This is a genomic window from Serratia marcescens (genome assembly GCF_006715005.1).
GTDB lineage: Bacteria > Pseudomonadota > Gammaproteobacteria > Enterobacterales > Enterobacteriaceae > Serratia > Serratia montpellierensis.
On record NZ_VFMJ01000001.1, the window covers coordinates 5,233,596 to 5,253,473 of the forward strand.

The following is a 19,878-nucleotide window of genomic DNA, read 5'->3' on the forward strand; positions in this document are numbered from 1 at the left end:
ATTGGGTAACATGAAGACGCAGTGGATAGAACGAGTAAAAGTGGGATGCGCGCGCCTGTGGCCGCACCCGCTGGCGGTGGGCAAGCGAGAGATGCTGATTTCCAGCGTCGGCGCCGGTTTGGGGCTGATGCTCGCCGGTTGGATCAGCCACTTCATTTTGGGTGAGGTGAACCTGTGGTTTATCGCGCCGATGGGCGCTTCGGCGGTGTTGCTGTTCGGCGTGCCCAACAGCCCGCTGGCGCAGCCCTGGTCGATCGTCGGCGGCAATGCGGTGGCGGCGACGGTGGGCGTCAGCGCCGGTCTGCTGATCCCCGATCCGGGCCTGGCCTGCGGCGTCGCGGCGGCGCTGGCCATCGGCCTGATGTTCAAGCTGCGTTGCCTGCATCCACCCGGCGGCGCGGTGGCGCTGACCGCCATCCTCGGCGGCCCCGGCATTCACCAGATGGGCTACCACTTCGTACTGTACCCGGTGCTGCTGAACTCGGTGCTGCTGGCGGCGCTGGCCATTCTGTTCAATAACCTGGCGGGGCGACGCTACCCGCACGCGCTGGCGCCGGCGGAGGCCAAACCGGCCAATTTGCCGATCGATGCCGTTTCCATCACCCGCGCCGATCTGCACGAGGCGCTGATGGAGGGGGATCTGTTCGATATTGACGAGGACGATCTGCAGGAGATCCTGCTGCGCGCCGAGCAGTTGGCGCATCAGCGGCAAAGCAAGACCGCCTGATCAGCCCAGCGTTTTACGGTAAAACACCACCCGCTCCGTTTCGGCAAAGCCCAGCGCCGCATGCAGGCGCTGGGAGTCCAGATTGGCGATGTCGGTATCCGACGCCAGCTCGCTGCACCCCTGTTGCTTGGCCCACTCCTGCACCTGCGCGATCAGACGCGCCGCCCAGCCCTGGCGGCGGGCGCGCTCGACGGTAAAAATCCCTTCCAAAAACGCCACCGGCGACGATTCGCAGCCGTTGACGTAATCGTAGCGCAGTGCGACCTCGGCAAAGCCAACGAAAGCGCCGTCCAGCCCCCGCGCCATAAATGCGGTGTGGTGCGGCGAAGCCAATATATCGCGCATTTCTGCGCGGTGATCTTCCAACGGGCAGGTGGGCCACAGCGCCGAGCGCAGCGCCAGCCAGGCGTCGAGGTTGTCGTGGTCGCAGTTGACGATCATGCGGGGTCCTTATGAGTCGGAATAATCAGGTATGCCGAGAGGGAAGTGTGGCACGGCGGCGGGAAACAAAAAAGCCATCCCGGACAGGATGGCTTGTAAGGCTGTGAAAACAGCTAAAATTTGGTGGCCCCTGTTGGGTTTGAACCAACGACCAAGCGATTATGAGAACCATTTAGGTCAACCAAAAAACAATAACTTAGTTAAATAACAACAGGTTAAAAGGTTAATGTAAGGCAATATAAGTCAATAAACCTAACTTCATGCGACACTTTTGCGACATTTTGTAAGGGGGTTAAGTCTTACGGCATCTTCAAAATGGTCGGGGGCAAAATGGGCGTATCGCATTGTCATTTTGATGTCGGTATGACCGAGAATTCTTTGCAAAACGAGAATATTTCCACCGTTCATCATGAAATGGCTCGCAAAGGTATGCCGCAAAACGTGGGTCATTTGACCATCTGGCAATACAATGCCAGCCCGTTCAATTGCAGAACGGAAAGCATAATAGCATGGGGTAAACAAAGCGCCGTTTCGTTTAGGTAGCTCGTCAGCAAGTAAAGGGTCAATCGGTATCGTTCGATTTTTCTTTCCTTTGGTTTTAACAAAGGTGATTTTGTTTCCCGAAACCTGAGAGCTTTTCAAGCTTTCAGCCTCACTCCATCTTGCTCCTGTCACCAAACAGAGCTTGGCAACCATTTCCAGATCCTTAGCTGAGCTATTGCGACATTCATGCAAAAGCAAATCGATCTGCTCACCTGTAAGATAGGCCATCTCGCTTTCGTCTACGCGAAACTGGCGGACGTTTTCAAGTGGGTTTGGCTGTACCCATTCACCTAATCTTCTAAGTTCGTTAAACACTGCGAGAAAATACGCCAGTTCAAGGTTTAAGGTGCGGGGTGAAACTTTTGCTATTCGTTTTGTTCGAGCAAAATGGCCGCCCAAGCGTTTAGCTCGATAGGCTGTAAAGAGTTGTGCATTAAATTCTGTGGCAAGAGGGAAGCCCATACACTCGGCGGCCCAGAGCATTGAGCTTCTACGCTTTTCACCATCATTCAAGGTAATGCCATGGCGGCTAAACCATAGCTCGACCAATTCGGTCAGCCGACGTTTTTCTTTTCCTTCCCCGAGCCAAGGTGCTGACTCAATTTGTTCGAGTGTGTAATTTTCAAACGCAAGTGCTTCGCCCTTAGTGGCGAACTTTTTACGAACCCGCTTACCCTCATTACCGTTACTGCGATCAACGGTATAGAAGTCTGCTATCCAACGCCCGTCGGGCAGCTTCCGTACAGGCATTACTTATTCCACCGTCAGCATAACGCGCCCAAGCACGGTTATATCATCAATATCGCAATCAAAAGCGGCTCCATGACCGCTAATGCGCACTTTCTTAACCGGTATGCGTGTAAGCGTGCGGATGCCTACCTTGCCTTCTATTTCAACCAGCCATAAGCCATCGTGAACCTCGTCGTACTGCTCATCAACAATGTACTGAGTGCTCCCGTGGATCAAGCACATAGGCGCAGAGGGGAGATTGTTTGGATCAAGGAATATCCCTCTGTCGAACAGAACGCTATCAGCGTCATGCAGCTGACCGTTGATTAGTTTTTTTCTAATTAGATTTAGTGTGTCTGATTTGACATCCCGAAAACTAACCCCTTTTCCCGTTACCAGCCATTCAATGCTAGTTCCAGTTTCCAACGCACACTGCAAGACGATATCTGCTGGAAAAACATCACGTTTGTACCTAGCGGATAGACTGCTGGCGGCAATGCCCAAGTGTTCGGCAAGCTGCATTTTCATGCTGAAACCGTAGGCGGACACGACTCTATCGAGAGTCTCTGAGGTTGATTTAGGGAAAGTGAAGTTTAGATGCTTGCTCATTGTTGAAGTTGACACTTAGACTTAATCTAAGTAATCTCCATGTTGTTTTGAATTAGACTCATATTGCCGGATATTGCCGTATCTGGCGCTAATCAAGGAAGTTTGCCTTATGCGACCTAACATTACAATTGTCATCCCTGAGCCTTACCTACCGCTAGATGAGTATTGCCGCCGCACTGGAACCAATAAAGAAACAGCTAAGAACCTGATTGAATATGGAAAATTGCCTATCAAGCCAAAGGGCAAGCAGAAGAAAGGGCTCATTGAAGTGAACATGGCAGCCCTGACAGTGCAGGCCCTGAGTGAATGTAGCGTCTCTCTTCAGGCTTAATCTATTTTATCGATTAGAGTAGAACTAACCATGTTTGATTACGCCGTTTCTAAACACCCGCACTTCGATGAAGCCTGCCGACAGTTTCCATCACGCCACAATGTGACGGCCCTTGCTAAACAGCTCGGCATGAACGCCCAGACGCTGCGCAACAAATTGAGTCCGGGCCAGCCGCATCAGCTCACTTGTGCTGAACTGCTGGCGATCACTGACGCTACAGAGGATTCCAGCCTGATTGATGCCTTGCTGGCACAAATCAACTGCATGCCGTCCGTGCCAGTCAATGAGGCTTGCGCCGGGAATATTCCAACGTATGCACTACAGGCTACGGCCGCCGTTGGCAACGTTGCCGCCGCCGCCGTGCAGGGCGACCACAAAACGCCGATACGCAAAAGCGCACTGCTTGAAAGCGTCAACACGGCGATCCGCCATTTGTCGCTGATCGGCTTGACCGTTCAGAACCGCATCCAATCCACCCCGGCTCTGGCCTCCACCGTTGACGTGATCAGCGGCTTGAGCGCTGTTGCTGGTTTAAGCTGAGGTGATCACCGTGGTTATTTCTATCGCTCCACTGCTGAAACAACAAAGCCCATCGAGGCATTTTGAACACGGTTTTATTGAACTGCCGGGCGGAAAGCGCTGGCGCCCACGTCACGATCAGGCGGCCTTACTGCGTGGCCTGTCAACGGCTAAGCCTGTTTCACCGCTGCGCCGTTTGTTTTGTCGTTAATTGGGGCTGTCATGTTGTTGGCTACTGAAACACAAAAAGCGATCGGTATTAAGCGCATTTCACAGATTAAGCGTGAACTGTTCCCGCATAAGCGGAATCAGGCGCAAGAGGCTTTTGATAAGTCGCCGGAACATATCCGCAGAACTGTTTGTTTTCATGCCGGGCTGAAAGAGCGGCATATAAAAATGAAGTTTGCAGAAATGAGTTATTCAGAGCGTAAACAAATTGTGTGGGCGCTGAATGACCTGATTGATTTATCAAAAACCTTACCGCGATTTATCAGTGATGATGATTGCGAATTAAACGTTAATTAACCGCATTGCGTAATTCAGGCGTTAACCCGCCGGGCATCGCTTTGTCTGAAATAAGGATTAAATATGTCGAATGTGATTTTTATGGGTTTAGACCCGGCAAAGCAAGGTAGCAATATTTCACAGGTGGCTGTGTTGCTTGACCACGCCCGCCTTGATGAGCGTAAGAATCAAGCCGATCTCGCCGCTGCTCGTCTGGTGCGTTTGGCTGCACATATCTCTAAGAACGGTTTAACGGCTATTGAAGCTGTTGAGCTGCTCCGCCAAGAGGCTGAAGCCATCGAGCATCAAGCACAGGAGCTGCACTAATGGCCGATTTGATGGACTACGAACAGGAGCGGCAAGCGCTAGTACTAAACGCGCAGATCGCCAACGCCCGCAAATCCTCTGCGCTGCCTTCTGCCTTTGTTTGCGAAGAATGTGACGCTCCGATTCCTGCCGCGCGCCGCGCCGCCGTTCCCGGCGTTGATACCTGCGTAAGCTGCCAGCAGATCCGCGAGACGCAAAGTCACCTTTATGCGGGGAAGGCATGACGGAGTTCTCTATTTTGTTCGGCCTGCTGGCGTTGCTGGTAGGTCATTTTATTGCGGCTGATTTGAGCGATTCAGAATTTGCACGCAGACCAGAAAACCAAAAATACGATTAAGGAAATAACATGGAAATTAAAATCGGCTCTGAGTTTGTTATCACCAGCGATAACCTGCAATTCATTCTTAATACGGTGAAGGTTGGGAAAACAGGAAAAAGCGAAGGTCAAGAGCGTTACGAGGCTATCGGCTATTATCCTACGGTTAACCAGCTTGTGAACGGCCTTATTCATCACAGCGTCCGCAATTCCAGCGTTAATAGTATTGCATCACTGGGCGCTGAAATAGGTCGCATTGGCAACCTGTGCCAAGAGGCTTTTGCGGCATGTGAGGCGGCGAAAGCTCAATGAGCCAAACGGCTACCGCCTACGCTTACCCATGGAACGAACCGCGCCCGGCAATTGCCGGGCCGGTAAGACCGCTTACCCGTGAGGAACTAGCTCACGGGCAAGCTGTTTTAATCAATATCCGCCGCCTGCCGCGCTTCCTCAGCGCCATGTTCTTGACGCGTTATAACAACTTGCTCAAGAGCAAAGGGCTGCACGACGCCAACAAATGGCTGGTATTCCAGTTCGATCGCCGCATCTGGCCGCGCCTGCAAACGGTGAGCGCCAAGAACGCGATGAACCTCGCCGCGTCAATGCGGTTTTCTGCTGAAGTCGATAACTACGCAGCTCTGCCCGGCATGGATGACAAAGAGTTACGCCGCCTTGCCGATCGCGTGGCCGGTCAGCTTCTGCAGAATTACGAAGATTACTGCGATGAATTTGTGGCGGAGAACGACGGCGACAATGCCGGACTGTTCGAAGATGCCACCCAGTCAGAATTTTATGGCCGCATTGCCGGTATGGCGCGCGCCTTCAACATCACCCCGATGCACTGGCGAAAATACCGCAAGGGCAAACTGGATGCCCGGTCAGCGATTGCCAGCCTGTCACGGTTGGTTAATTCCGAGTGGTGGGAACGCCAGTTTAAGGCCCAGCGCACGCGCTGGCGCGAGGCGTTGCTGATCGCCGTCGGCAATGTGAACCGCGGGGCGTCGTCGTATGCCAGTAAGCAGGCTGTTCGGGATGTGAAAGCGCGCCGCCAGTCCAATTTTGATTATCTGAACAGCCGCGAGCTTGAGAACGTCGAAACCGGCGAACGCTTCAGCCTCATCGACAAGGTGATGGCAAGTATCTCTAACCCAGAAATTCGCCGTATGGAGTTAATGGCGATGATTGCCGGTGTTGAGCAGGCCGCCGCAACCCGAGGCGATAAGGGGATGTTTATCACCATCACCACCCCATCGAAATATCACCCGACGCGCGCCGTCGGCAAGAACAGCCCGAAGGTGCATTTTAATCACAAATGGGATGAAGAGGCGTACACGCCAAAAGACGGCCAGCGCTATCTTGTGAAGTTGTTTAGCAAGATCCGTACGGCGTTTAAAGATGCGGGCCTGCAGGTCTACGGCGTGCGCGTTGTCGAACCGCACCATGATGCGACGCCGCACTGGCATATGATGCTGTTTACCTCCAAAAAACAGCGCCAGCAGGTGATCGACATCATGCGTCGCTATGCTATGGCCGAAGATGGCGACGAGCGCGGCGCCGCCAAAAACCGTTTTGACTGCAAGCACCTGAACAAAGGCGGTGCGGCGGGCTATATCGCCAAATACATTGCAAAAAACATCGACGGCTACGCGCTGGACGGTGAGCGCGATCATGAAACCGGCGAGCTGTTGACTGATACGGCGGCCGCAGTCACCGCGTGGGCTTCAACGTGGCGTATCCCTCAATTCCACTTTATCGGCCTGCCGTCGCGCGGCGCATGGCGTGAGTGCCGCAAGATCCGCTCTGTCAGTCTGGCCGATGAGTTTGACGAAACCGTTGAGGCGGTGCGCGCTGCTGCTGATGCCGGTGACTTTGCCGCTTACATTCTGGCGCAGGGTGGCCCTAACGTTGCCCGCGACGATCAGACCGTGCGTGTAGCCCGCCGGGTTGCCGACGAGCGCAACGCCTATGACGAAGAGGTGCAGAAAATCGCGGGGATTTTTGCCCCGCACATCGGCGCCGATCGCGTTTATGAAACCCGCACCACGCAATGGCGCATCGTCGCTAAAGCCGTTGCCGTTGAGCCTTTGACTTTGAAAAGCGCCTCCGGCGCGCCTCGGAGTCCTGTCAATAACTGTGGGTTGGTCGGCAGCGGTGGCGCCGAAAATACGCAGGATGGCGAGCCTGTAGAGGCTGTGGCGGTGATGGAACACCATCCAGACACCCCAATTGACTGGGATGACATGACCGTTGCACGGTCTGTTATGGCGCGTTTACGGGCAGATGCCCCGCAGATAAACAGGCAACAGAGAAGCATTGACCCATATAGCAGGCCGGAGCCAGCTCCTTCAGCAAGATTAACCACTGCTGAACGCGATCGCGTTCCCAGAATTTACTCAGAGCTGGCACTACACGGCATCGAGCCAACACGCTCGGAACTGGAAGCACTGGCACGCGGCGCTAAAGTCAAATTTGGTGATATTTCAATGCACTATCCGGCGGTTAGCGATTGGGCGGGCTTCCAATAATTTCTTGCGCAATTAAATTCGATAGGCATATACTGTATATAAATACAGTAATTAAGCATCGGAGGGAAAGGGTGCAAGCAGTGGATGAAGTGGTTGTTTTAGAAAGAATTGAACTCATCGCCCGTCTGGGGGTTTGTTATGAGAGCCAAGCGAAAGACAAAGACATTGCACTGATATGGATTTCAGAACTGGCGGGTGAGATGAAAACCAGCATTGCCCCTGAAAAAGCAGAAGTGATCAGGCAGCTTGCCGCGATCTCTTAATCCATAGGTGACGTATGAGACGAGATTTAAACTTAGCCGGGGCGTTTATGGAGGCGCTGAACTTCAACGAGAACGGCAAAGGCCGCCGCATAAAGACCGTTGATTTCATTCACGCCGCAAACCGGTTCGGCACACACCTAACGCCTGAAGAGGCGAATTATTACATCAAGCACCAGTCCGGCCACGTTTTAAGGCTGATTGACGAGGGGCGTTATCAGCACAATACATACCTTTATCTGTGCTAGACATTATATGAGCTCAAACTTGAGCTGGCATTGTCAGCGCACAGGGCTTAACCTAATCTAACAGGGTTGCTCTGTGTTAAAAGCGAACGTTAACGTTTTAATGGCATAGCCAAAATGTGACATTTGCCGTGTGGTTTGCGTAAGGTTCAAGTAATATCCAGTTCATGATAAAGGAAAATCACAAAGTGAATAGAAACCCATGGGAAGTACCTGAGTGGCATGCTCTGGGTCGAGAAGCATCATTAGTCAGACATCTCATTGGATCAGGAGCAACAGCTATAGGTAGAGCAAATTACGCAGATAAGATGGGTGAATATTATACTGCATTTTTTGGACTTTCAGTTGGCTTAGAAAGGCTTTCAAAGTTAATATTGGTTGCAGATTATGCTATTGATAATAAAGGCAAAATGCCTAGCGAGCAAGTTTTGAAAGACTTTGGTCATAAACTGATTGGCTTGACCAATGAGGTTGAAAACATTTCACAAAAAATGCAGCTATCATTGCGTTATTCACGTCCTACACAAGAGATTCCTCAAAAGATACTTGAATGTTTAGATTCATTTGCCGATGCGCGAAGAGGTAGATATGCAAATTTTGCCTCATTAGATAACCCTAATTTAACCAGTGATGAACCTATTAATAAATGGTGGGGTGAGGTAGCTGAAAGCATATTAGAAAAGCATTACTACGGTAAGGTTGCCCAAAAGCGTGTTGAAGGTAGCGCTGAATTAATTGATGCTATAATTTCACCGTTTACAATGGTAATGCATACGAATGAAAGTGGGGATGCTATGCAGGACGTTAAGTCAGTCTCAATACGAACTGGCCAAAATGCGATTGTACAAAAATGGGGAAGGTACCATTCATTATCAATCGCTCGCTGGCTCGCAACGGTTTTATCTGAGCTCTCTCATATTGCTTGCTATAAACATCGCATAGATGCTTTTTTTGGTCTAAATGAACTCCTTAACAGTTACACTGTTGACGATAGTTTTTTAAAAACCAGAAAGGTATGGCCTCTTTAGAAGTTAACAAGCTCCACTATCTCATGTCTACTGCTCTGTGCTCACAACTAGTTGTGAGCTTGTGTGTTGAGTAACGGTTGCCAACTCAAATCTGAGCTAATACAGCTAAATGCCCTATGCATGCGGTAGGTGCATGAAACCGCATGATGACCCGGTGTTATTTTTACCCCCATAGCGCCAGCGCTGGTGCGGATCGCAGCGGATCATGCAACTGCATTAAAAGCGATACATGAAGCGCGCAGGCGAGGCGGGGATAGCATTGCGCGCAAGCCGTGTTGAACCACTTTCAAAATGGCCGCCAGCGTCCTGTCATCGTGATTTATCACCATACCAAGACTAAGGGGGCAGCTTAGGGCTTTGATGCGGTAGCGGCGCTCTCAAACGTTATGGGAGGGGGGCTTGTTGTGTTGAATTTTTGGGCAAACATGGTATATGGTACAGCCTCATGATTGATAAGAGGCTTTGTATGGATGCTAAAGCTGTAGCGCAGGGAATTCTTGAAGGCATTGAGTCCTTACCCAAAGGAATCGCGTATAGTGCTCGCCGCACATGGCAGGGCGCCGGGTTAGGTAGTGGTGAATTTAAACGCCGCAATGAACTGGAAACGGAAAGATTCATTAGGGTTATTCGCGCTGGTTATGGCATTGAGGCCCCTTTGCGTGAGCTAATAACCGTCATAATTCGTGACTGTTATCAACGGATGGATGTTCAAACGCAAACAGCATTAGGACAGAAATTAAACCTTGCTGAAGGTTATGTTGCGGGGCGTATGGGGACGCAGTTCATTCTGGTACAACAGATCACGCATCATATTTTGAAAAAAGTTATCAGTAGTACGCTTTTCAGATGGGTTTTTAAAGGTATTACCGTTGCAGGGTTGAACATTATTCTCCTGCAAGGGCTTATCGAACAAGCCGCAGTGTCATCGCGCCGGTTGCGCGAAAAGTACCCCTCGACGTACCACAAACTCACCCCGCGAAATTTGGACATGATCTATTTTCTTGCGGAGGAGTATCTTGAACCGTTTGTTGCCTACTCCAGCAAATCGAAAATGTTCTGTGAAGGTGTGAATCATGAGCTATCTCAAGTCTTGGGGCAGTAAGCTCGGCAAAGGATTGTCTCACGTTGTGGAGGCGATTTTCAGCGGGGTATTTTCTGTTGCGGCTTTTGGGTCGCTGTTCTGGTTTGATGAGTGGTGGCAGCGAATTTTAAGCGCCGCCATTTTTCTGTTATTGGTGTTTGCAACTATTGCGTTATGCGGCCTAGCTCGAGGCGAACGATAAATTAAGCCGCCAATCACTGGCGGCTTTCTGCTTATTCGGTCGGCAACTCATACGGCGCGAATTTAATCACCTCTTCCCCGATCCAGTCGTTCACTTCCTTCATGCGCTCTTGCAGCGGTGTTAGCTCGTTGCGTACAAACACCTGAGCGGCTTTTTTCACGTCCCCGAAGCCGCCGGTATTGTTCGGGATAATCCCCATCATCTGCGGCGGTACGCGGTGTGCGCTTAGCAGATCGTCGCGGCTGGCGTTCTTGATGTTGAAAAAGTCGTCCTTGGTGGCGACCTCGGACAGCGGCAAAATTTTAATGCCGTCCGGTTTGCCATTCGGGGCGTACATGAACAGATTGCGGAAGTTCCCCAAGCCCTTGGTGTCGCGCATGGCTTGGCGCATCCTGTCAACGTCGCTTGTACTCTGCGCCGCGTCGGTCATATACAGGATGTAACCGGCGTGCGCTCCGTTCTGGTAATACTTACGGCGGAACAGCGTCGCCGCCTCATTCAGCCAGGCGGAGTTAAGCGCGCTGAGGTACTCCGGCAGGCCGTACAGTTCCTGATTGATGTCCGGCTCAATCAGGTGGAAAACGCTGTCGGTCTTGAAGCGGTGCGCCTCTTTCCAGTCCTGCACAAACCAGTAAGCCCCGCGCTCCACACCGCGCCGTGTGTACTTGGCTGGGGAGGATTTCAGCTGCAGCGGGGCGCCGAGCCGGTTTTGACGTTCTTCTAAATAGGCGTTGCCGAACACCAGATAATCCAGCGCATAGCGGCTAAACTCCTGCTGACTTAACAGCCGGTGCGGGATAAACGTTGACGCTAAAATGTTGCGCTTAACGTACATCGGCGAGCTGTGATGCACGGCGGCGCGCACACTGCGTGCCAGCCCATCGAAGCTGATCGGCGGCTCGTACCACTTGCCATTGGTCGTGCACTCGATGTAATCCAGAATTTCCCGCTTATCCAGCACAGCAGACGGCTCGCCAAAGGTGAACGCCTCAAAATCCTGCTTCTGCTCTGTTGCCGGGGCTGGCGCCGGGGGGGTAAATGCCTTGCGGCCTTTGCGCTTGCTCATCAGTAAAACTCCAAAATGTTCGGGCTGCTGTGGCCGCTGCCTGCGGTCAGCGGTTCGTTTAAGAGGGCGTGCATGATCGCCCACGCGACATCTGCGTGGCTGGCTTCTTCGCTGCGGCTGGCGGTGTAGGTGGAGCGCGCACCGCTGGCGGTCATGGTTTTGCGGATCGCCATAAAGGCGGCGGTGATGTCGGTGTGGCTGGTGTCGTATTCCAGACAGCCGCGCCCGATAGTGTCTTTTGCCTTCAGCACCATGGCGGTTTTGATTTCCGGGGTATATTTGATTTCCCGCGCGGCCGGGAAGAACTCGCGTACCAGCTGGAAAACACCTTGGCCGACGGTGGTCGCATCGATGCCGATGTACTCCACGCAATATTTTTCGGTAAGGCCTTTAATCTTCTGGGCCTGAGCGGCAAAGTTCATGCCCTGCCACTGGTGGCGCTCGAGCACGCGGAACTTGCCCCCGGCCACCATTGGCGGTGCAATCACCGCGCACCCGGCGCTGTCGCCGCCGTTGGCTTCCGATGGGTCGTAGCCGATCCACACCGGGCGATAGCCGAACGGTCGCACGGCGTAAGGGTTGAAGTCCTCCCACTCTTCCAGCGTATCGACCATGCAGCCTTGCAGCTCGGCGAACGGGAATACCGACGCGGTATCGTCCACGAATTCACACATCAGCAGGTTCTGATACTCAGCCGGGCTGTATTCGAGCGACAGCTGATCGAGGTCGAACAGGTTACAGCCGCCGGTCAGCGCATCCTCAACCGTGACAATCTGGCGCCATTGCCCATCGCCGCACAGCACGCCTTTTGACAGGTGGCTGTGGCTGAGGTCGAGCTGAACGTGGTCGGCTTTGCTGCGGCGGCCTTTGTTGAACAGTTCCCCCGACCAGAACGGATAAGCGGAGTGCGCCAGACTCGACGGCGTGGAAAAGTAGGTGGTGCGCCACCGCTTGTGCAGCGACATCCCGCTGGCGACTTTGCGCAGCTCCTGAAACTTCGGTATCCAGAAATACTCATCCAGATACAGATTGCCGGTGTAGCTCTGCGCGGTGCGCACGTTGGTGCCGAGGAACATCAGGCGGGCGCCGTTCGGCAGCACCATCGGATCGCCTTTCAGGTCAACCTCGACCAGCCGGGCAAAATCAATGATGTAATTGCGGAATACATGCGCCTGCGCCTTACTGGCCGACAAGAAAATCTGATTGCGGCCGGTGGTCAGCGCATCAAGTAATGCTTCGCGGGCAAAGAAGAACGTGGCGCCGATCTGGCGCGATTTCAGGATGTTGCGGATACGGTGTTGCAGCCCGGCGCGATACCATCCCATCTGATATTCGAAGGTGGTTTCTGTGAAGATGCTTTGCAGCTTCTCCACGGCGGCCTCGCTGAACACGTTGCGCTCGGCGGGCTTGCGCTCGCCTTTGTTGCGGTTGGCGACGTTCGGGTTTAAGTCCGCCTCGTTGCCGGTCGCCGAATAGCGATTAACCCGCGCCAGCCGTTCAATCTGGCGGCCCAACAGGTCGATTTCTTTGAAGTCTTTCCCCTCCTTGACGTCTTTCATGATGAGCTGAATCAACCGCGCTTCCATGCTTTGTTCCACGCGGGAAATGGGCGCGATGTCATCCCATTTATCGCGCAGTTTCCAGCTCTGCACGGTCGGCCCCTTGAGGTTCAGCGTTTCCGCAATTTGGCGCACAGAGAAGCCCTGCCAGTAGAGCAAGGCAGCTTGGCGGCGCGGATCGCTGATGATGGTTGTTGCCGGTGTTGTATTCATGCCGACAAGGCTACGAAAGCGCCGGGCGGCTCGCATTAAGCCCTTGTTGTGCCTAAGATCTTCCAACCGCAACGCGTTGAGACGCGGCGCCATTCCCCCGAAACTAGCCCCGAACCCAATCACCACAACCGGAGCCGTTTACATGGCAAAGAAAGTTACTAAGTTTTTCCGCATCGGCGTTGAAGGCGACACCGTTGACGGCCGCGAGATCGGCGCTGCGGATATTCAGCAGATGGCCGCGACCTACAGCCCGAAGGTGTACGGCGCCCGCATCAACATGGAACACATCAAGGGGATTTTGCCGGACGGTTATTTTCGTCGTTACGGCGGCGTGGTTGAGCTGAAGGCCGAGAAAATCGACGAGCCGGACGAACCGCTGTTGCACGGCAAGTGGGCGTTGTACGCCAGTCTGGCCCCGACAGCAGATCTGGTGTCGATGGTCGGCGCGGGCCAAAAAGTTTTCACCTCGATGGAGATCCGCCGCGATTTCGCCAAAACCGGCAAGTCTTATCTGGTCGGGTTGGCCGTCACCGATGATCCGGCCAGCCTCGGCACTGACATGCTGGAGTTCTGCCGCCGCCACGAGAATGTCGAGTTCTCCGCGCCGCTCGAAGTCCATTTCGATTTTGAGCCGGTCGCTGACCCGGAAACCTCATTCTCTGCCCGCATCAAAGCGATGTTTAGCCGCAAGCAGGCCACCGACGATGTGCGATTTGATGAGATGGAAGGCGCCGTGATGACCGTGGCCGAGCAGTTGCAGGAAGCGGACACCCGCTTTACCGAGAAATTCGCTGCACTGAGCAAGCAGGTTGCCGACCTCAAGCAACAGGTAAAAACCGGCAGCGATGCGTTCAGCGCGCTGCAAGCCCAGCTTTCCACCTCGGAAGATTTCAGCCAGCAGGCCCGCCCAGAGGCCACCGGCGGCAACAGCGCGCAAGACGTGCTGACCGACTGCTAAGGCAGTCACACCCGATAAAACCGAACAAAAACAGGAAGAAAAATGCGCAAGCAAACTCGTTTTAAATTTAATGCTTTTCTGTCTCGCCTCGCCGAACTGAATGGCGTAGCGACCGGCGATCTGGATAAAAAATTCAGCGTTGAGCCGTCCGTCACGCAAACAATCATGACCCGCGTACAGGATTCCTCGACGTTCCTGACCCGCATCAATATCGTGCCGGTTAAGGAAATGAAGGGAGAGAAAGTCGGTTTAGGTGTGAGCGGCTCCATCGCCAGCACCACCGACACCGCCGGCGGCGATGAACGCGAAACGGCCGACTTTGCCTCGCTGGATGCAGAAGGCTATTTCTGCCAGCAGGTGAATTACGATTTCCACATCCGCTACAACACCCTTGACCTGTGGGCCCGTTATCAGGATTTCCAGACCCGTTTACGCGATGCAATTGTTGAACGTCAGGCGCTTGACCGCATCATGATCGGCTTTAACGGTACTCATCGCGCTAAAACCTCCAACCGCGTCAAATTCCCGCTGTTGCAAGACATCGGGCCGGGCTGGTTGCAGAAGTACCGCGAGAATGCGCCGGGCCGCGTGATGAATAAAGTCGTGGGGGAGGACGGCAGCGTGGTGTCTGAAAAAGTCCGCGTGGGCGCCGGTGGCGATTACGCCAACCTCGACGCACTGGTGATGGATGCCACCAACACCCTTATCGCGCCATGGTATCAGGAAGATCCGGAACTGGTGGTGATCTGCGGTCGCCAACTGCTGGCCGACAAGTATTTTCCGCTGGTCAATCAGGAACAGCCCAACACCGAAGCGCTGGCCGCCGATCTGATTATCAGCCAGAAACGCATCGGCAACCTGCCTGCTGTGCGTGTGCCGTACTTCCCGGCGGATGCGCTGCTGATTACGCGCATGGATAACCTGTCGATCTACTGGCAGGAGGACACGCACCGACGCCATATGGTGGAAAACTCGAAGCGTGACCGCATCGAAAACTATGAATCCATCAATGAGGATTATGTAGTGGAGGATTACGCCTGCGGCTGTCTGGTGGAGAACATTAAGCTGTTACCGACGGAACCAAAAAAAGATGAAATCGCCGAGCTGGCCGAGGCCATTGTTAAGGCTGTCAAAGTAGCCGCCGCACCAGCGGAGCCTGCCGCTGATACCGAGGTGAAAGCCCCGGAGGAAGCACCGGCAGACGACAAAGCGAAAGGCGGTAAATAATCATGACCAGCCCTGCCCGCCGTCACCTTATGCGCCAGTCAGCGGTCGAGGCCGCGCAGCGGGAGAATGACCCGCTGCGCCACGCCAACGGCTATGAACGGATGATGCTTAAACTCAATGAAGATAAGCGAAAGCTCAAACAGGTGCGCTCACAAGAGCGTAAGGCCGAACTCAAGCGCCAACTGCTGCCGGACTATGCCCCCTGGGTTGCCGGTGTGCTGGCCGAAGGTCGCGGCGCGCAGGACGCCATTCTGATGACGGTCATGATCTGGCGTCTGGATGCCGGGGACATTCCCGGCGCGCTGGACATCGCCCGCTATGCGCTGCGTTACCAGTTGGCGCCGCCGGGCAATTTCGCGCGCTCCACGCCATACCTCATCGCAGAAGACGTCGCCGAGTCTGCCACCCGCGCCTTTGAGGCCGGGGAGCCGGTCAACATTGACCACCTCACGCAGACGATGGAACTCACCGACGCAGAAGACATGCCTGACCAAGTGCGCGCCAAGTTGCACAAAATCACCGGGTACGTCTTGCGCGCGGCGGGCAGGGCTGAACTGGCATTGAACCACCTTAAGCGTGCGCTGCAGTTGCATAACGGCTGCGGCGTGAAAAAAGACATTGAACGGCTGGAGCGGGCAATACGCACCGCCGCCAGCCGCTGACAGAACGCGCCCCGCGCCGGGCGGCACGACGGCCGCGACAGGTTTCAACTCGTCAACGCCGTCGTCCACCGCCCCCTAACTTTCTGAGGTCATATGAGCACCGTTGTGATCCAACGGCCACGCCCGGACGCGCCAGCACCGCGCCCGGAGGATGAGCCGATCGTTAAAAACGTCTTTTTCTGGCCGGACATTGACCCGGCGGACGTGCGCGACGTGATGCGCATTGAAGGCAGCATCACCGCCCCGCGCCTGCGGCTGGCAATTAAAAGCGCGATCGCGGAGGTGAACGCCGAGCTGTTCACTTTCCGCCGCGACCAAATGGCCGACGGCTATCAGCGGCTTGAGGATGTGCCGGGCGAACAGCTCGACGGCGAAAGCGTGCGGGTGAGCGAATACCGCAATGCCGTTAGCGCGATGACCATGGCGACGCTCTCGGAGCAATACCGCAGTTTCGACACCACCGCCACCGGCGGCCGCAAGGCTGATGTGGTCGAAGCCTCGATCGGTGAGCTGTGGCGCAACGCCCGCAACGCGATCAGTAACGTGGCCGAGCGTAGCCACTGCATCATCGGGCTGCTCTGATGAGAGTCTACGCCCTGCAGGGCGACACCGTTGACGCTATTTGCTGGCGCTACTACGGGCGCACGCAGGGCGTGGTTGAGCAGGTCTATTCGCTAAATGAAGGGCTGGCCGCTGCCGGGGCGATTTTGCCCCACGGCCACCCGGTCGAGCTGCCGGAAGTGACCGCCGCGCCGCAGCGTGAAACCGTCAATTTATGGGATTAGCAATGGAGAAAATTACGTCGTGGGTGGCCTATACCGTAGCGGCCTTTCTCGCTTGGATTGGCCGATACAGTCCGCAGGACATCGCCTTTATGGTCGGCGCCGCCGTTGGCGTTGGGACGTTCCTCGTTAACTGGTACTACCGCCGCAAAAGCTACCAGCTGTTGAACAAGTTGGGCGTCAGCCGGAGGGTTTACGATGAACTCAATCGCTAAACGCTGCAGCGTGGCCGCCGTGCTGGCGCTGGCGGTGCTGCTGCCGCAATTCAGCGCGCTGCAGATCTCTGAGGCCGGGTTGCGCCTGCTGGCCGATTTCGAGGGCTGCCGTTTATCCCCTTACCAGTGTCAGGCGGGCGTCTGGACAAGCGGCATCGGCCACACGGCCGGGGTAAAGCCCGGCGCGGTTATCAGCGAGCGCCAAGCTGCCGTTAACCTCGTTGCCGACGTGTATCGCGTGGAGCGCGGCATAGGGCGCTGTATGCCTGTCACGATGCCGCCGCCGGTTTATGACGCGGTGGTGTCCTTTGCCTTTAACGTCGGCGTCACGGCCGCCTGCGGCTCTACGCTGGCCGGTTTCATCAAGCGGCAGGACTGGCGCAGCGCCTGCCAGCAGTTACCGCGCTGGGTGTTCGTCAACGGCGTCAAATCGCCGGGGCTGGAACGGCGTCGGGCGGCGGAGCTGGCCCACTGCCTGATCGGGGCCGCGCAATGAGCCGCGCGATCGGCTGGTTTCTGGTGCTGGCGCTGGTCGTCGCCGGTTGGATGAAATGGCAGGTTGTCACGTTGGGTGAACGGCTGGAAAGCGCCCGGCAGGAGAACGGCCGGATAGCGGCGGCGCTGACCGATACCCGCGCGGCGATCGACACGCTGCAGGCGGCGGCAGGTGTGCTGGCGCAGGAAGAGGAAAAGTTAAGGGGCGACCTAAACGCCGCGCACCGGCTGGCACTGACGCGCGAGCAGAAAATACAGAGACTACTCAATGAAAATCAGCAATTACGCGATTGGTTTAACACTGCTTTGCCTGCTGACGTTGCCCGGCTGCACCAGCGGCCCGGCTTCACCGGCGCCGCGGATTATCTACGTTGGCTGTCCGAAAGTGAGTCCGTGCCACATCCCGGCCAGCCGCCCGGCGACTAACGGCGATCTGAGCGCCGATATTCGCCAGCTTGAAAACGCCTTGGCGGCCTGCGCGGTGCAGGTCGAAACGATAAAACACTGTCAGGAACAACACGATGTTAAAACCGCAACAGCTCCGCGCTGAGCTGACAAGCTGCCTGCCGTGGCTACAGCGCAACCCTGAAAACCTGCAAGTGCGGGTAGAACGCGGCAATGTGGCCGCCACGCTTGCCACCTCGCTGTCCCATGAGTACCGCTATACGCTGAACCTGCTGTTTTTGGACTACACCGGCGATCTGGATTTAATCATGGTGCCGATTCAGGCATGGCTACGGGAAAACCAGCCGGACATCATGGCAACGGAGGAAAAGCGCCGCACCGGGATCACCTTTGCGAGCGACTTCAACAACAACGGCTCTTACGATTTCAGCGTGTCGCTGCAGCTGACCGAGCGTGTTTTGGTGAAAGAGCAAGGCGATGGCGCGTTGCATGTTGAACACCTGCCGGAGCCGCCGTTACCGGAGGACGTGACGCGGCCGATGCAGCTCTTTGTTCACGGCGAATTAGTGAGTGAATGGCATGAGCGAGCTTAATCCCTTTGACACCCGGCTTGCCGGACTGATTGCCAAGCTGTCGCCGCAGTCGCGTAAGTCGCTGGCCGTTGCCGTTTCAAAGCGCCTACGCGCCGGTCAACAGCAACACATCAAACGCCAGCAGGCGCCGGACGGCACACCCTACGCGCCGCGCAAAACTCGGCTTCGCAACAAAAAGCGCCTGCGCGATCGGGCAATGTTCTCCAAGCTGCGCACGGCCCGTTACCTGAAAGCCCAGGGCAACAGCGATGCGGCCGTGGTTGAGTTTGTCGGGCGTGTGAAACGCATGGTAAACGTTCACCATTACGGCCTGCGCGATCGGCCGACGCCGCACAGCGAGGCGGTAAAATATGAGGCCCGTCCGTTACTGGGATTTGGCCCGGATGATATAGAAACAATTGAAGATGAACTGATTATGCATTTAAGTCGTTAGCTGATTATCTATACTCAAAGGCTTGCCATGTTGTCGATAATATAATAATAAGGTGTTTTTGCATCCATGGATAAGGTGGCGTTATGCTGGAAAATATTTTTAACTTTGAGTCGATTGTATCGATTGCTCTCGGTTCGCTTGTAAGCTTTAAAGCGCTAAAGGTGAAGAGTGTTATCAATAACCAGAGTCCTACTATTAATGGTGATGGAAACTCTGTTACATATAATAATTACATGGAGAAAACCCAGAAAAACTTTAAATATTTTTGGAATGTCCTTTTTGTAATTGTGTTTCTCTTGCTACCTGTCTTTGGTTCTCGTTTTGGAGTGGCGTTGTACTCATTCTCATTTTTGTCAGTAGTATTTTGCCTTGTTGGAGTGGTGATGACAATTCGTAATTACGGTGGCGAGCGTGCATTGGATCTCCTTTATATAGTGCTAACATTGTTGATAAGCGTTTTGGCTTATTGCACAGTAGTTAATATGGCGAGTTTTTGGGACTATTATCAAGGCTACTACGGGCGATTGTTTAGCGCTATCGCCTCATTTAGACCTTCCTTGTCCTACATTGAATATGTAACAGGGTTGCTTTATATGTTCATCATTACCTTTGGTTTTGTGATGGTTTTTGTTTCGTTAATATACTCTACTTTTGCATATATAAAGGAAAGGGACTTTGACGAGGTAATTAAATTCTCTTGCTATCATTTTGGTGTTGCATTCATTGGGTATGTTTTAGCATCAAATACGCTTTGGGCATTAAAAAATAATGACCTTCAATATGTTTTATATGTTTTGCATGCCCCAGTGAGCTTTTTCACATCATTTTTCTGAACTGGTCTGTTGTGTCTTAGTCCTTCCAACCTCATCGCGTTGTCGCCGCC

The 19,878-nt window shown here is 54.2% G+C and carries 31 protein-coding genes; 26 read left to right on the forward strand and 5 right to left on the reverse strand.

Annotated features, from left to right (window positions below):
- The first annotated feature begins 10 nt into the window (after positions 1–10).
- On the forward strand, positions 11–727 hold the full coding sequence (locus FHU12_RS25260) for an HPP family protein (RefSeq protein ID WP_141972453.1): 717 nt from the start codon (positions 11–13) through the stop codon (positions 725–727).
- On the opposite strand, the gene aac(6') is transcribed toward FHU12_RS25260, so the two are convergent.
- The 3 genes from aac(6') to FHU12_RS25275 all read right to left on the reverse strand — a co-directional run bounded on the left by aac(6') (position 728) and on the right by FHU12_RS25275 (position 3,049).
- The gene (gene aac(6') / locus FHU12_RS25265) at positions 728–1,168 is read right to left on the reverse strand and encodes an aminoglycoside 6'-N-acetyltransferase (protein ID WP_141972455.1); all 441 of its coding nucleotides are present in this window, start codon (positions 1,166–1,168) and stop codon (positions 728–730) included.
- A gap of 258 nt (positions 1,169–1,426) precedes the next feature.
- A complete protein-coding gene (locus FHU12_RS25270) occupies positions 1,427–2,461 on the reverse strand; it encodes a phage integrase (RefSeq protein ID WP_141972457.1) in 1,035 nt (344 codons plus the stop codon).
- A 3-nt stretch (positions 2,462–2,464) separates the two neighbouring features.
- Entirely contained in the window at positions 2,465–3,049 is a 585-nt protein-coding gene (locus FHU12_RS25275) for a phage repressor protein CI (protein ID WP_128868618.1), read from the reverse strand.
- Between the two features lie 109 nt (positions 3,050–3,158).
- Here FHU12_RS25275 and FHU12_RS25280 point away from each other — a divergent pair, with 109 nt between their 5' ends.
- The 13 genes from FHU12_RS25280 to FHU12_RS25340 all read left to right on the forward strand — a co-directional run bounded on the left by FHU12_RS25280 (position 3,159) and on the right by FHU12_RS25340 (position 10,387).
- On the forward strand, positions 3,159–3,380 hold the full coding sequence (locus FHU12_RS25280; protein ID WP_033644552.1) for a hypothetical protein: 222 nt from the start codon (positions 3,159–3,161) through the stop codon (positions 3,378–3,380).
- Between the two features lie 30 nt (positions 3,381–3,410).
- Complete coding sequence (locus FHU12_RS25285) at positions 3,411–3,920, forward strand: phage regulatory CII family protein (protein ID WP_128868617.1); 510 nt, start codon at positions 3,411–3,413, stop codon at positions 3,918–3,920.
- A gap of 10 nt (positions 3,921–3,930) precedes the next feature.
- Entirely contained in the window at positions 3,931–4,110 is a 180-nt protein-coding gene (locus tag FHU12_RS25290; RefSeq protein WP_048322123.1) for a phage filamentation protein Fil family protein, read from the forward strand.
- An 11-nt stretch (positions 4,111–4,121) separates the two neighbouring features.
- A complete protein-coding gene (gene repB, locus FHU12_RS25295; RefSeq protein ID WP_031221632.1) occupies positions 4,122–4,424 on the forward strand; it encodes a phage replication protein B in 303 nt (100 codons plus the stop codon).
- 63 nt (positions 4,425–4,487) lie between these two features.
- A complete protein-coding gene (locus FHU12_RS25300; RefSeq protein WP_141972459.1) occupies positions 4,488–4,730 on the forward strand; it encodes a DUF2732 family protein in 243 nt (80 codons plus the stop codon).
- Positions 4,730–4,954 carry a TraR/DksA C4-type zinc finger protein gene (locus FHU12_RS25305; RefSeq protein WP_060426813.1) on the forward strand — a complete coding sequence of 75 codons (225 nt, stop codon included), beginning with the start codon at positions 4,730–4,732 and terminating at the stop codon, positions 4,952–4,954. Before FHU12_RS25300 ends, FHU12_RS25305 begins: the two co-directional genes overlap by 1 nt.
- A 122-nt stretch (positions 4,955–5,076) precedes the next feature.
- Complete coding sequence (locus FHU12_RS25310) at positions 5,077–5,358, forward strand: DUF5405 family protein (protein ID WP_141972461.1); 282 nt, start codon at positions 5,077–5,079, stop codon at positions 5,356–5,358.
- Positions 5,355–7,571, forward strand: coding sequence for a replication endonuclease (locus FHU12_RS25315; protein WP_141972463.1), 2,217 nt, complete (start codon positions 5,355–5,357; stop codon positions 7,569–7,571). Before FHU12_RS25310 ends, FHU12_RS25315 begins: the two co-directional genes overlap by 4 nt.
- A gap of 80 nt (positions 7,572–7,651) precedes the next feature.
- A complete protein-coding gene (locus FHU12_RS25320) occupies positions 7,652–7,834 on the forward strand; it encodes a hypothetical protein (protein WP_102780101.1) in 183 nt (60 codons plus the stop codon).
- Positions 7,835–7,881: 47 nt separating this feature from the next.
- Complete coding sequence (locus tag FHU12_RS25325; RefSeq protein WP_141972464.1) at positions 7,882–8,079, forward strand: hypothetical protein; 198 nt, start codon at positions 7,882–7,884, stop codon at positions 8,077–8,079.
- A gap of 185 nt (positions 8,080–8,264) precedes the next feature.
- The gene (locus tag FHU12_RS25330) at positions 8,265–9,104 is read left to right on the forward strand and encodes a hypothetical protein (RefSeq protein WP_141972466.1); all 840 of its coding nucleotides are present in this window, start codon (positions 8,265–8,267) and stop codon (positions 9,102–9,104) included.
- A 466-nt stretch (positions 9,105–9,570) separates the two neighbouring features.
- The gene (locus FHU12_RS25335) at positions 9,571–10,206 is read left to right on the forward strand and encodes an Ssp6 family T6SS pore-forming effector (RefSeq protein WP_141972468.1); all 636 of its coding nucleotides are present in this window, start codon (positions 9,571–9,573) and stop codon (positions 10,204–10,206) included.
- Positions 10,178–10,387 carry a hypothetical protein gene (locus FHU12_RS25340; RefSeq protein WP_141972470.1) on the forward strand — a complete coding sequence of 70 codons (210 nt, stop codon included), beginning with the start codon at positions 10,178–10,180 and terminating at the stop codon, positions 10,385–10,387. The genes FHU12_RS25335 and FHU12_RS25340 overlap by 29 nt, the downstream gene beginning before the upstream one ends.
- 31 nt (positions 10,388–10,418) lie before the next feature.
- Here FHU12_RS25340 and FHU12_RS25345 read toward each other — a convergent pair whose 3' ends face one another.
- Both FHU12_RS25345 and FHU12_RS25350 read right to left on the reverse strand, forming a co-directional pair.
- Positions 10,419–11,453 (reverse strand): phage portal protein, encoded by a 1,035-nt coding sequence (locus FHU12_RS25345; protein ID WP_141972472.1) that lies wholly within the window; start codon positions 11,451–11,453, stop codon positions 10,419–10,421.
- Positions 11,453–13,225 (reverse strand): terminase ATPase subunit family protein, encoded by a 1,773-nt coding sequence (locus FHU12_RS25350; protein ID WP_141972474.1) that lies wholly within the window; start codon positions 13,223–13,225, stop codon positions 11,453–11,455. Before FHU12_RS25350 ends, FHU12_RS25345 begins: the two co-directional genes overlap by 1 nt.
- Positions 13,226–13,367: 142 nt before the next feature.
- Here FHU12_RS25350 and FHU12_RS25355 point away from each other — a divergent pair, with 142 nt between their 5' ends.
- The 12 genes from FHU12_RS25355 (at position 13,368) to FHU12_RS25405 (ending at position 19,828) form a co-directional block, all read left to right on the forward strand.
- A complete protein-coding gene (locus FHU12_RS25355; RefSeq protein ID WP_122078038.1) occupies positions 13,368–14,183 on the forward strand; it encodes a GPO family capsid scaffolding protein in 816 nt (271 codons plus the stop codon).
- Positions 14,184–14,225: 42 nt separating this feature from the next.
- Positions 14,226–15,410 carry a phage major capsid protein, P2 family gene (locus FHU12_RS25360; RefSeq protein ID WP_060453263.1) on the forward strand — a complete coding sequence of 395 codons (1,185 nt, stop codon included), beginning with the start codon at positions 14,226–14,228 and terminating at the stop codon, positions 15,408–15,410.
- Positions 15,411–15,412: 2 nt separating this feature from the next.
- Positions 15,413–16,072, forward strand: a complete 660-nt coding sequence (locus FHU12_RS25365; protein ID WP_033649039.1) for a phage terminase small subunit — start codon at positions 15,413–15,415, stop codon at positions 16,070–16,072.
- 93 nt (positions 16,073–16,165) lie between these two features.
- Positions 16,166–16,654: a head completion/stabilization protein gene (locus FHU12_RS25370; RefSeq protein WP_102984937.1), complete on the forward strand. Its 489-nt coding sequence runs from the start codon at positions 16,166–16,168 to the stop codon at positions 16,652–16,654.
- Positions 16,654–16,857, forward strand: coding sequence for a tail protein X (locus tag FHU12_RS25375; protein ID WP_141972476.1), 204 nt, complete (start codon positions 16,654–16,656; stop codon positions 16,855–16,857). Before FHU12_RS25370 ends, FHU12_RS25375 begins: the two co-directional genes overlap by 1 nt.
- 2 nt (positions 16,858–16,859) lie before the next feature.
- On the forward strand, positions 16,860–17,069 hold the full coding sequence (locus tag FHU12_RS25380) for an HP1 family phage holin (protein WP_015379117.1): 210 nt from the start codon (positions 16,860–16,862) through the stop codon (positions 17,067–17,069).
- Positions 17,053–17,565 carry a lysozyme gene (locus FHU12_RS25385; RefSeq protein ID WP_141972478.1) on the forward strand — a complete coding sequence of 171 codons (513 nt, stop codon included), beginning with the start codon at positions 17,053–17,055 and terminating at the stop codon, positions 17,563–17,565. The genes FHU12_RS25380 and FHU12_RS25385 overlap by 17 nt, the downstream gene beginning before the upstream one ends.
- Positions 17,562–17,990: an Rz-like lysis system protein LysB gene (lysB, locus tag FHU12_RS25390; RefSeq protein WP_141972480.1), complete on the forward strand. Its 429-nt coding sequence runs from the start codon at positions 17,562–17,564 to the stop codon at positions 17,988–17,990. Before FHU12_RS25385 ends, lysB begins: the two co-directional genes overlap by 4 nt.
- Positions 17,884–18,114: an Rz1-like lysis system protein LysC gene (gene lysC, locus FHU12_RS27305; protein WP_260440758.1), complete on the forward strand. Its 231-nt coding sequence runs from the start codon at positions 17,884–17,886 to the stop codon at positions 18,112–18,114. Before lysB ends, lysC begins: the two co-directional genes overlap by 107 nt.
- Positions 18,086–18,562 (forward strand): phage tail protein, encoded by a 477-nt coding sequence (locus FHU12_RS25395; protein WP_122078044.1) that lies wholly within the window; start codon positions 18,086–18,088, stop codon positions 18,560–18,562. The genes lysC and FHU12_RS25395 overlap by 29 nt, the downstream gene beginning before the upstream one ends.
- Positions 18,549–18,995: a phage virion morphogenesis protein gene (locus tag FHU12_RS25400; protein WP_141972482.1), complete on the forward strand. Its 447-nt coding sequence runs from the start codon at positions 18,549–18,551 to the stop codon at positions 18,993–18,995. Before FHU12_RS25395 ends, FHU12_RS25400 begins: the two co-directional genes overlap by 14 nt.
- An 83-nt stretch (positions 18,996–19,078) precedes the next feature.
- Positions 19,079–19,828, forward strand: coding sequence for a hypothetical protein (locus FHU12_RS25405; RefSeq protein WP_141972484.1), 750 nt, complete (start codon positions 19,079–19,081; stop codon positions 19,826–19,828).
- The last annotated feature ends 50 nt before the right edge of the window (positions 19,829–19,878 follow it).

Coding starts and splice junctions, on each gene's coding strand:
- FHU12_RS25300 (WP_141972459.1), top strand. CDS start 4,488: ATGTCGAATGTGATTTTTATGGGTTTAGACCCGGCAAAGCAAGGTAGC.
- FHU12_RS25275 (WP_128868618.1), bottom strand. CDS start 3,049: ATGAGCAAGCATCTAAACTTCACTTTCCCTAAATCAACCTCAGAGACT.
- FHU12_RS25340 (WP_141972470.1), top strand. CDS start 10,178: ATGAGCTATCTCAAGTCTTGGGGCAGTAAGCTCGGCAAAGGATTGTCT.
- FHU12_RS25335 (WP_141972468.1), top strand. CDS start 9,571: ATGGATGCTAAAGCTGTAGCGCAGGGAATTCTTGAAGGCATTGAGTCC.
- FHU12_RS25385 (WP_141972478.1), top strand. CDS start 17,053: ATGAACTCAATCGCTAAACGCTGCAGCGTGGCCGCCGTGCTGGCGCTG.
- FHU12_RS25400 (WP_141972482.1), top strand. CDS start 18,549: ATGAGCGAGCTTAATCCCTTTGACACCCGGCTTGCCGGACTGATTGCC.
- FHU12_RS25280 (WP_033644552.1), top strand. CDS start 3,159: ATGCGACCTAACATTACAATTGTCATCCCTGAGCCTTACCTACCGCTA.
- FHU12_RS25310 (WP_141972461.1), top strand. CDS start 5,077: ATGGAAATTAAAATCGGCTCTGAGTTTGTTATCACCAGCGATAACCTG.
- FHU12_RS25285 (WP_128868617.1), top strand. CDS start 3,411: ATGTTTGATTACGCCGTTTCTAAACACCCGCACTTCGATGAAGCCTGC.
- lysB (WP_141972480.1), top strand. CDS start 17,562: ATGAGCCGCGCGATCGGCTGGTTTCTGGTGCTGGCGCTGGTCGTCGCC.
- FHU12_RS25355 (WP_122078038.1), top strand. CDS start 13,368: ATGGCAAAGAAAGTTACTAAGTTTTTCCGCATCGGCGTTGAAGGCGAC.
- FHU12_RS25325 (WP_141972464.1), top strand. CDS start 7,882: ATGGAGGCGCTGAACTTCAACGAGAACGGCAAAGGCCGCCGCATAAAG.
- FHU12_RS25380 (WP_015379117.1), top strand. CDS start 16,860: ATGGAGAAAATTACGTCGTGGGTGGCCTATACCGTAGCGGCCTTTCTC.
- FHU12_RS25270 (WP_141972457.1), bottom strand. CDS start 2,461: ATGCCTGTACGGAAGCTGCCCGACGGGCGTTGGATAGCAGACTTCTAT.
- FHU12_RS25350 (WP_141972474.1), bottom strand. CDS start 13,225: ATGAATACAACACCGGCAACAACCATCATCAGCGATCCGCGCCGCCAA.
- FHU12_RS25305 (WP_060426813.1), top strand. CDS start 4,730: ATGGCCGATTTGATGGACTACGAACAGGAGCGGCAAGCGCTAGTACTA.
- FHU12_RS25345 (WP_141972472.1), bottom strand. CDS start 11,453: ATGAGCAAGCGCAAAGGCCGCAAGGCATTTACCCCCCCGGCGCCAGCC.
- FHU12_RS25405 (WP_141972484.1), top strand. CDS start 19,079: ATGCTGGAAAATATTTTTAACTTTGAGTCGATTGTATCGATTGCTCTC.
- FHU12_RS25375 (WP_141972476.1), top strand. CDS start 16,654: ATGAGAGTCTACGCCCTGCAGGGCGACACCGTTGACGCTATTTGCTGG.
- FHU12_RS25365 (WP_033649039.1), top strand. CDS start 15,413: ATGACCAGCCCTGCCCGCCGTCACCTTATGCGCCAGTCAGCGGTCGAG.
- FHU12_RS25360 (WP_060453263.1), top strand. CDS start 14,226: ATGCGCAAGCAAACTCGTTTTAAATTTAATGCTTTTCTGTCTCGCCTC.
- FHU12_RS25260 (WP_141972453.1), top strand. CDS start 11: ATGAAGACGCAGTGGATAGAACGAGTAAAAGTGGGATGCGCGCGCCTG.
- repB (WP_031221632.1), top strand. CDS start 4,122: ATGTTGTTGGCTACTGAAACACAAAAAGCGATCGGTATTAAGCGCATT.
- FHU12_RS25370 (WP_102984937.1), top strand. CDS start 16,166: ATGAGCACCGTTGTGATCCAACGGCCACGCCCGGACGCGCCAGCACCG.
- FHU12_RS25395 (WP_122078044.1), top strand. CDS start 18,086: ATGTTAAAACCGCAACAGCTCCGCGCTGAGCTGACAAGCTGCCTGCCG.
- FHU12_RS25315 (WP_141972463.1), top strand. CDS start 5,355: ATGAGCCAAACGGCTACCGCCTACGCTTACCCATGGAACGAACCGCGC.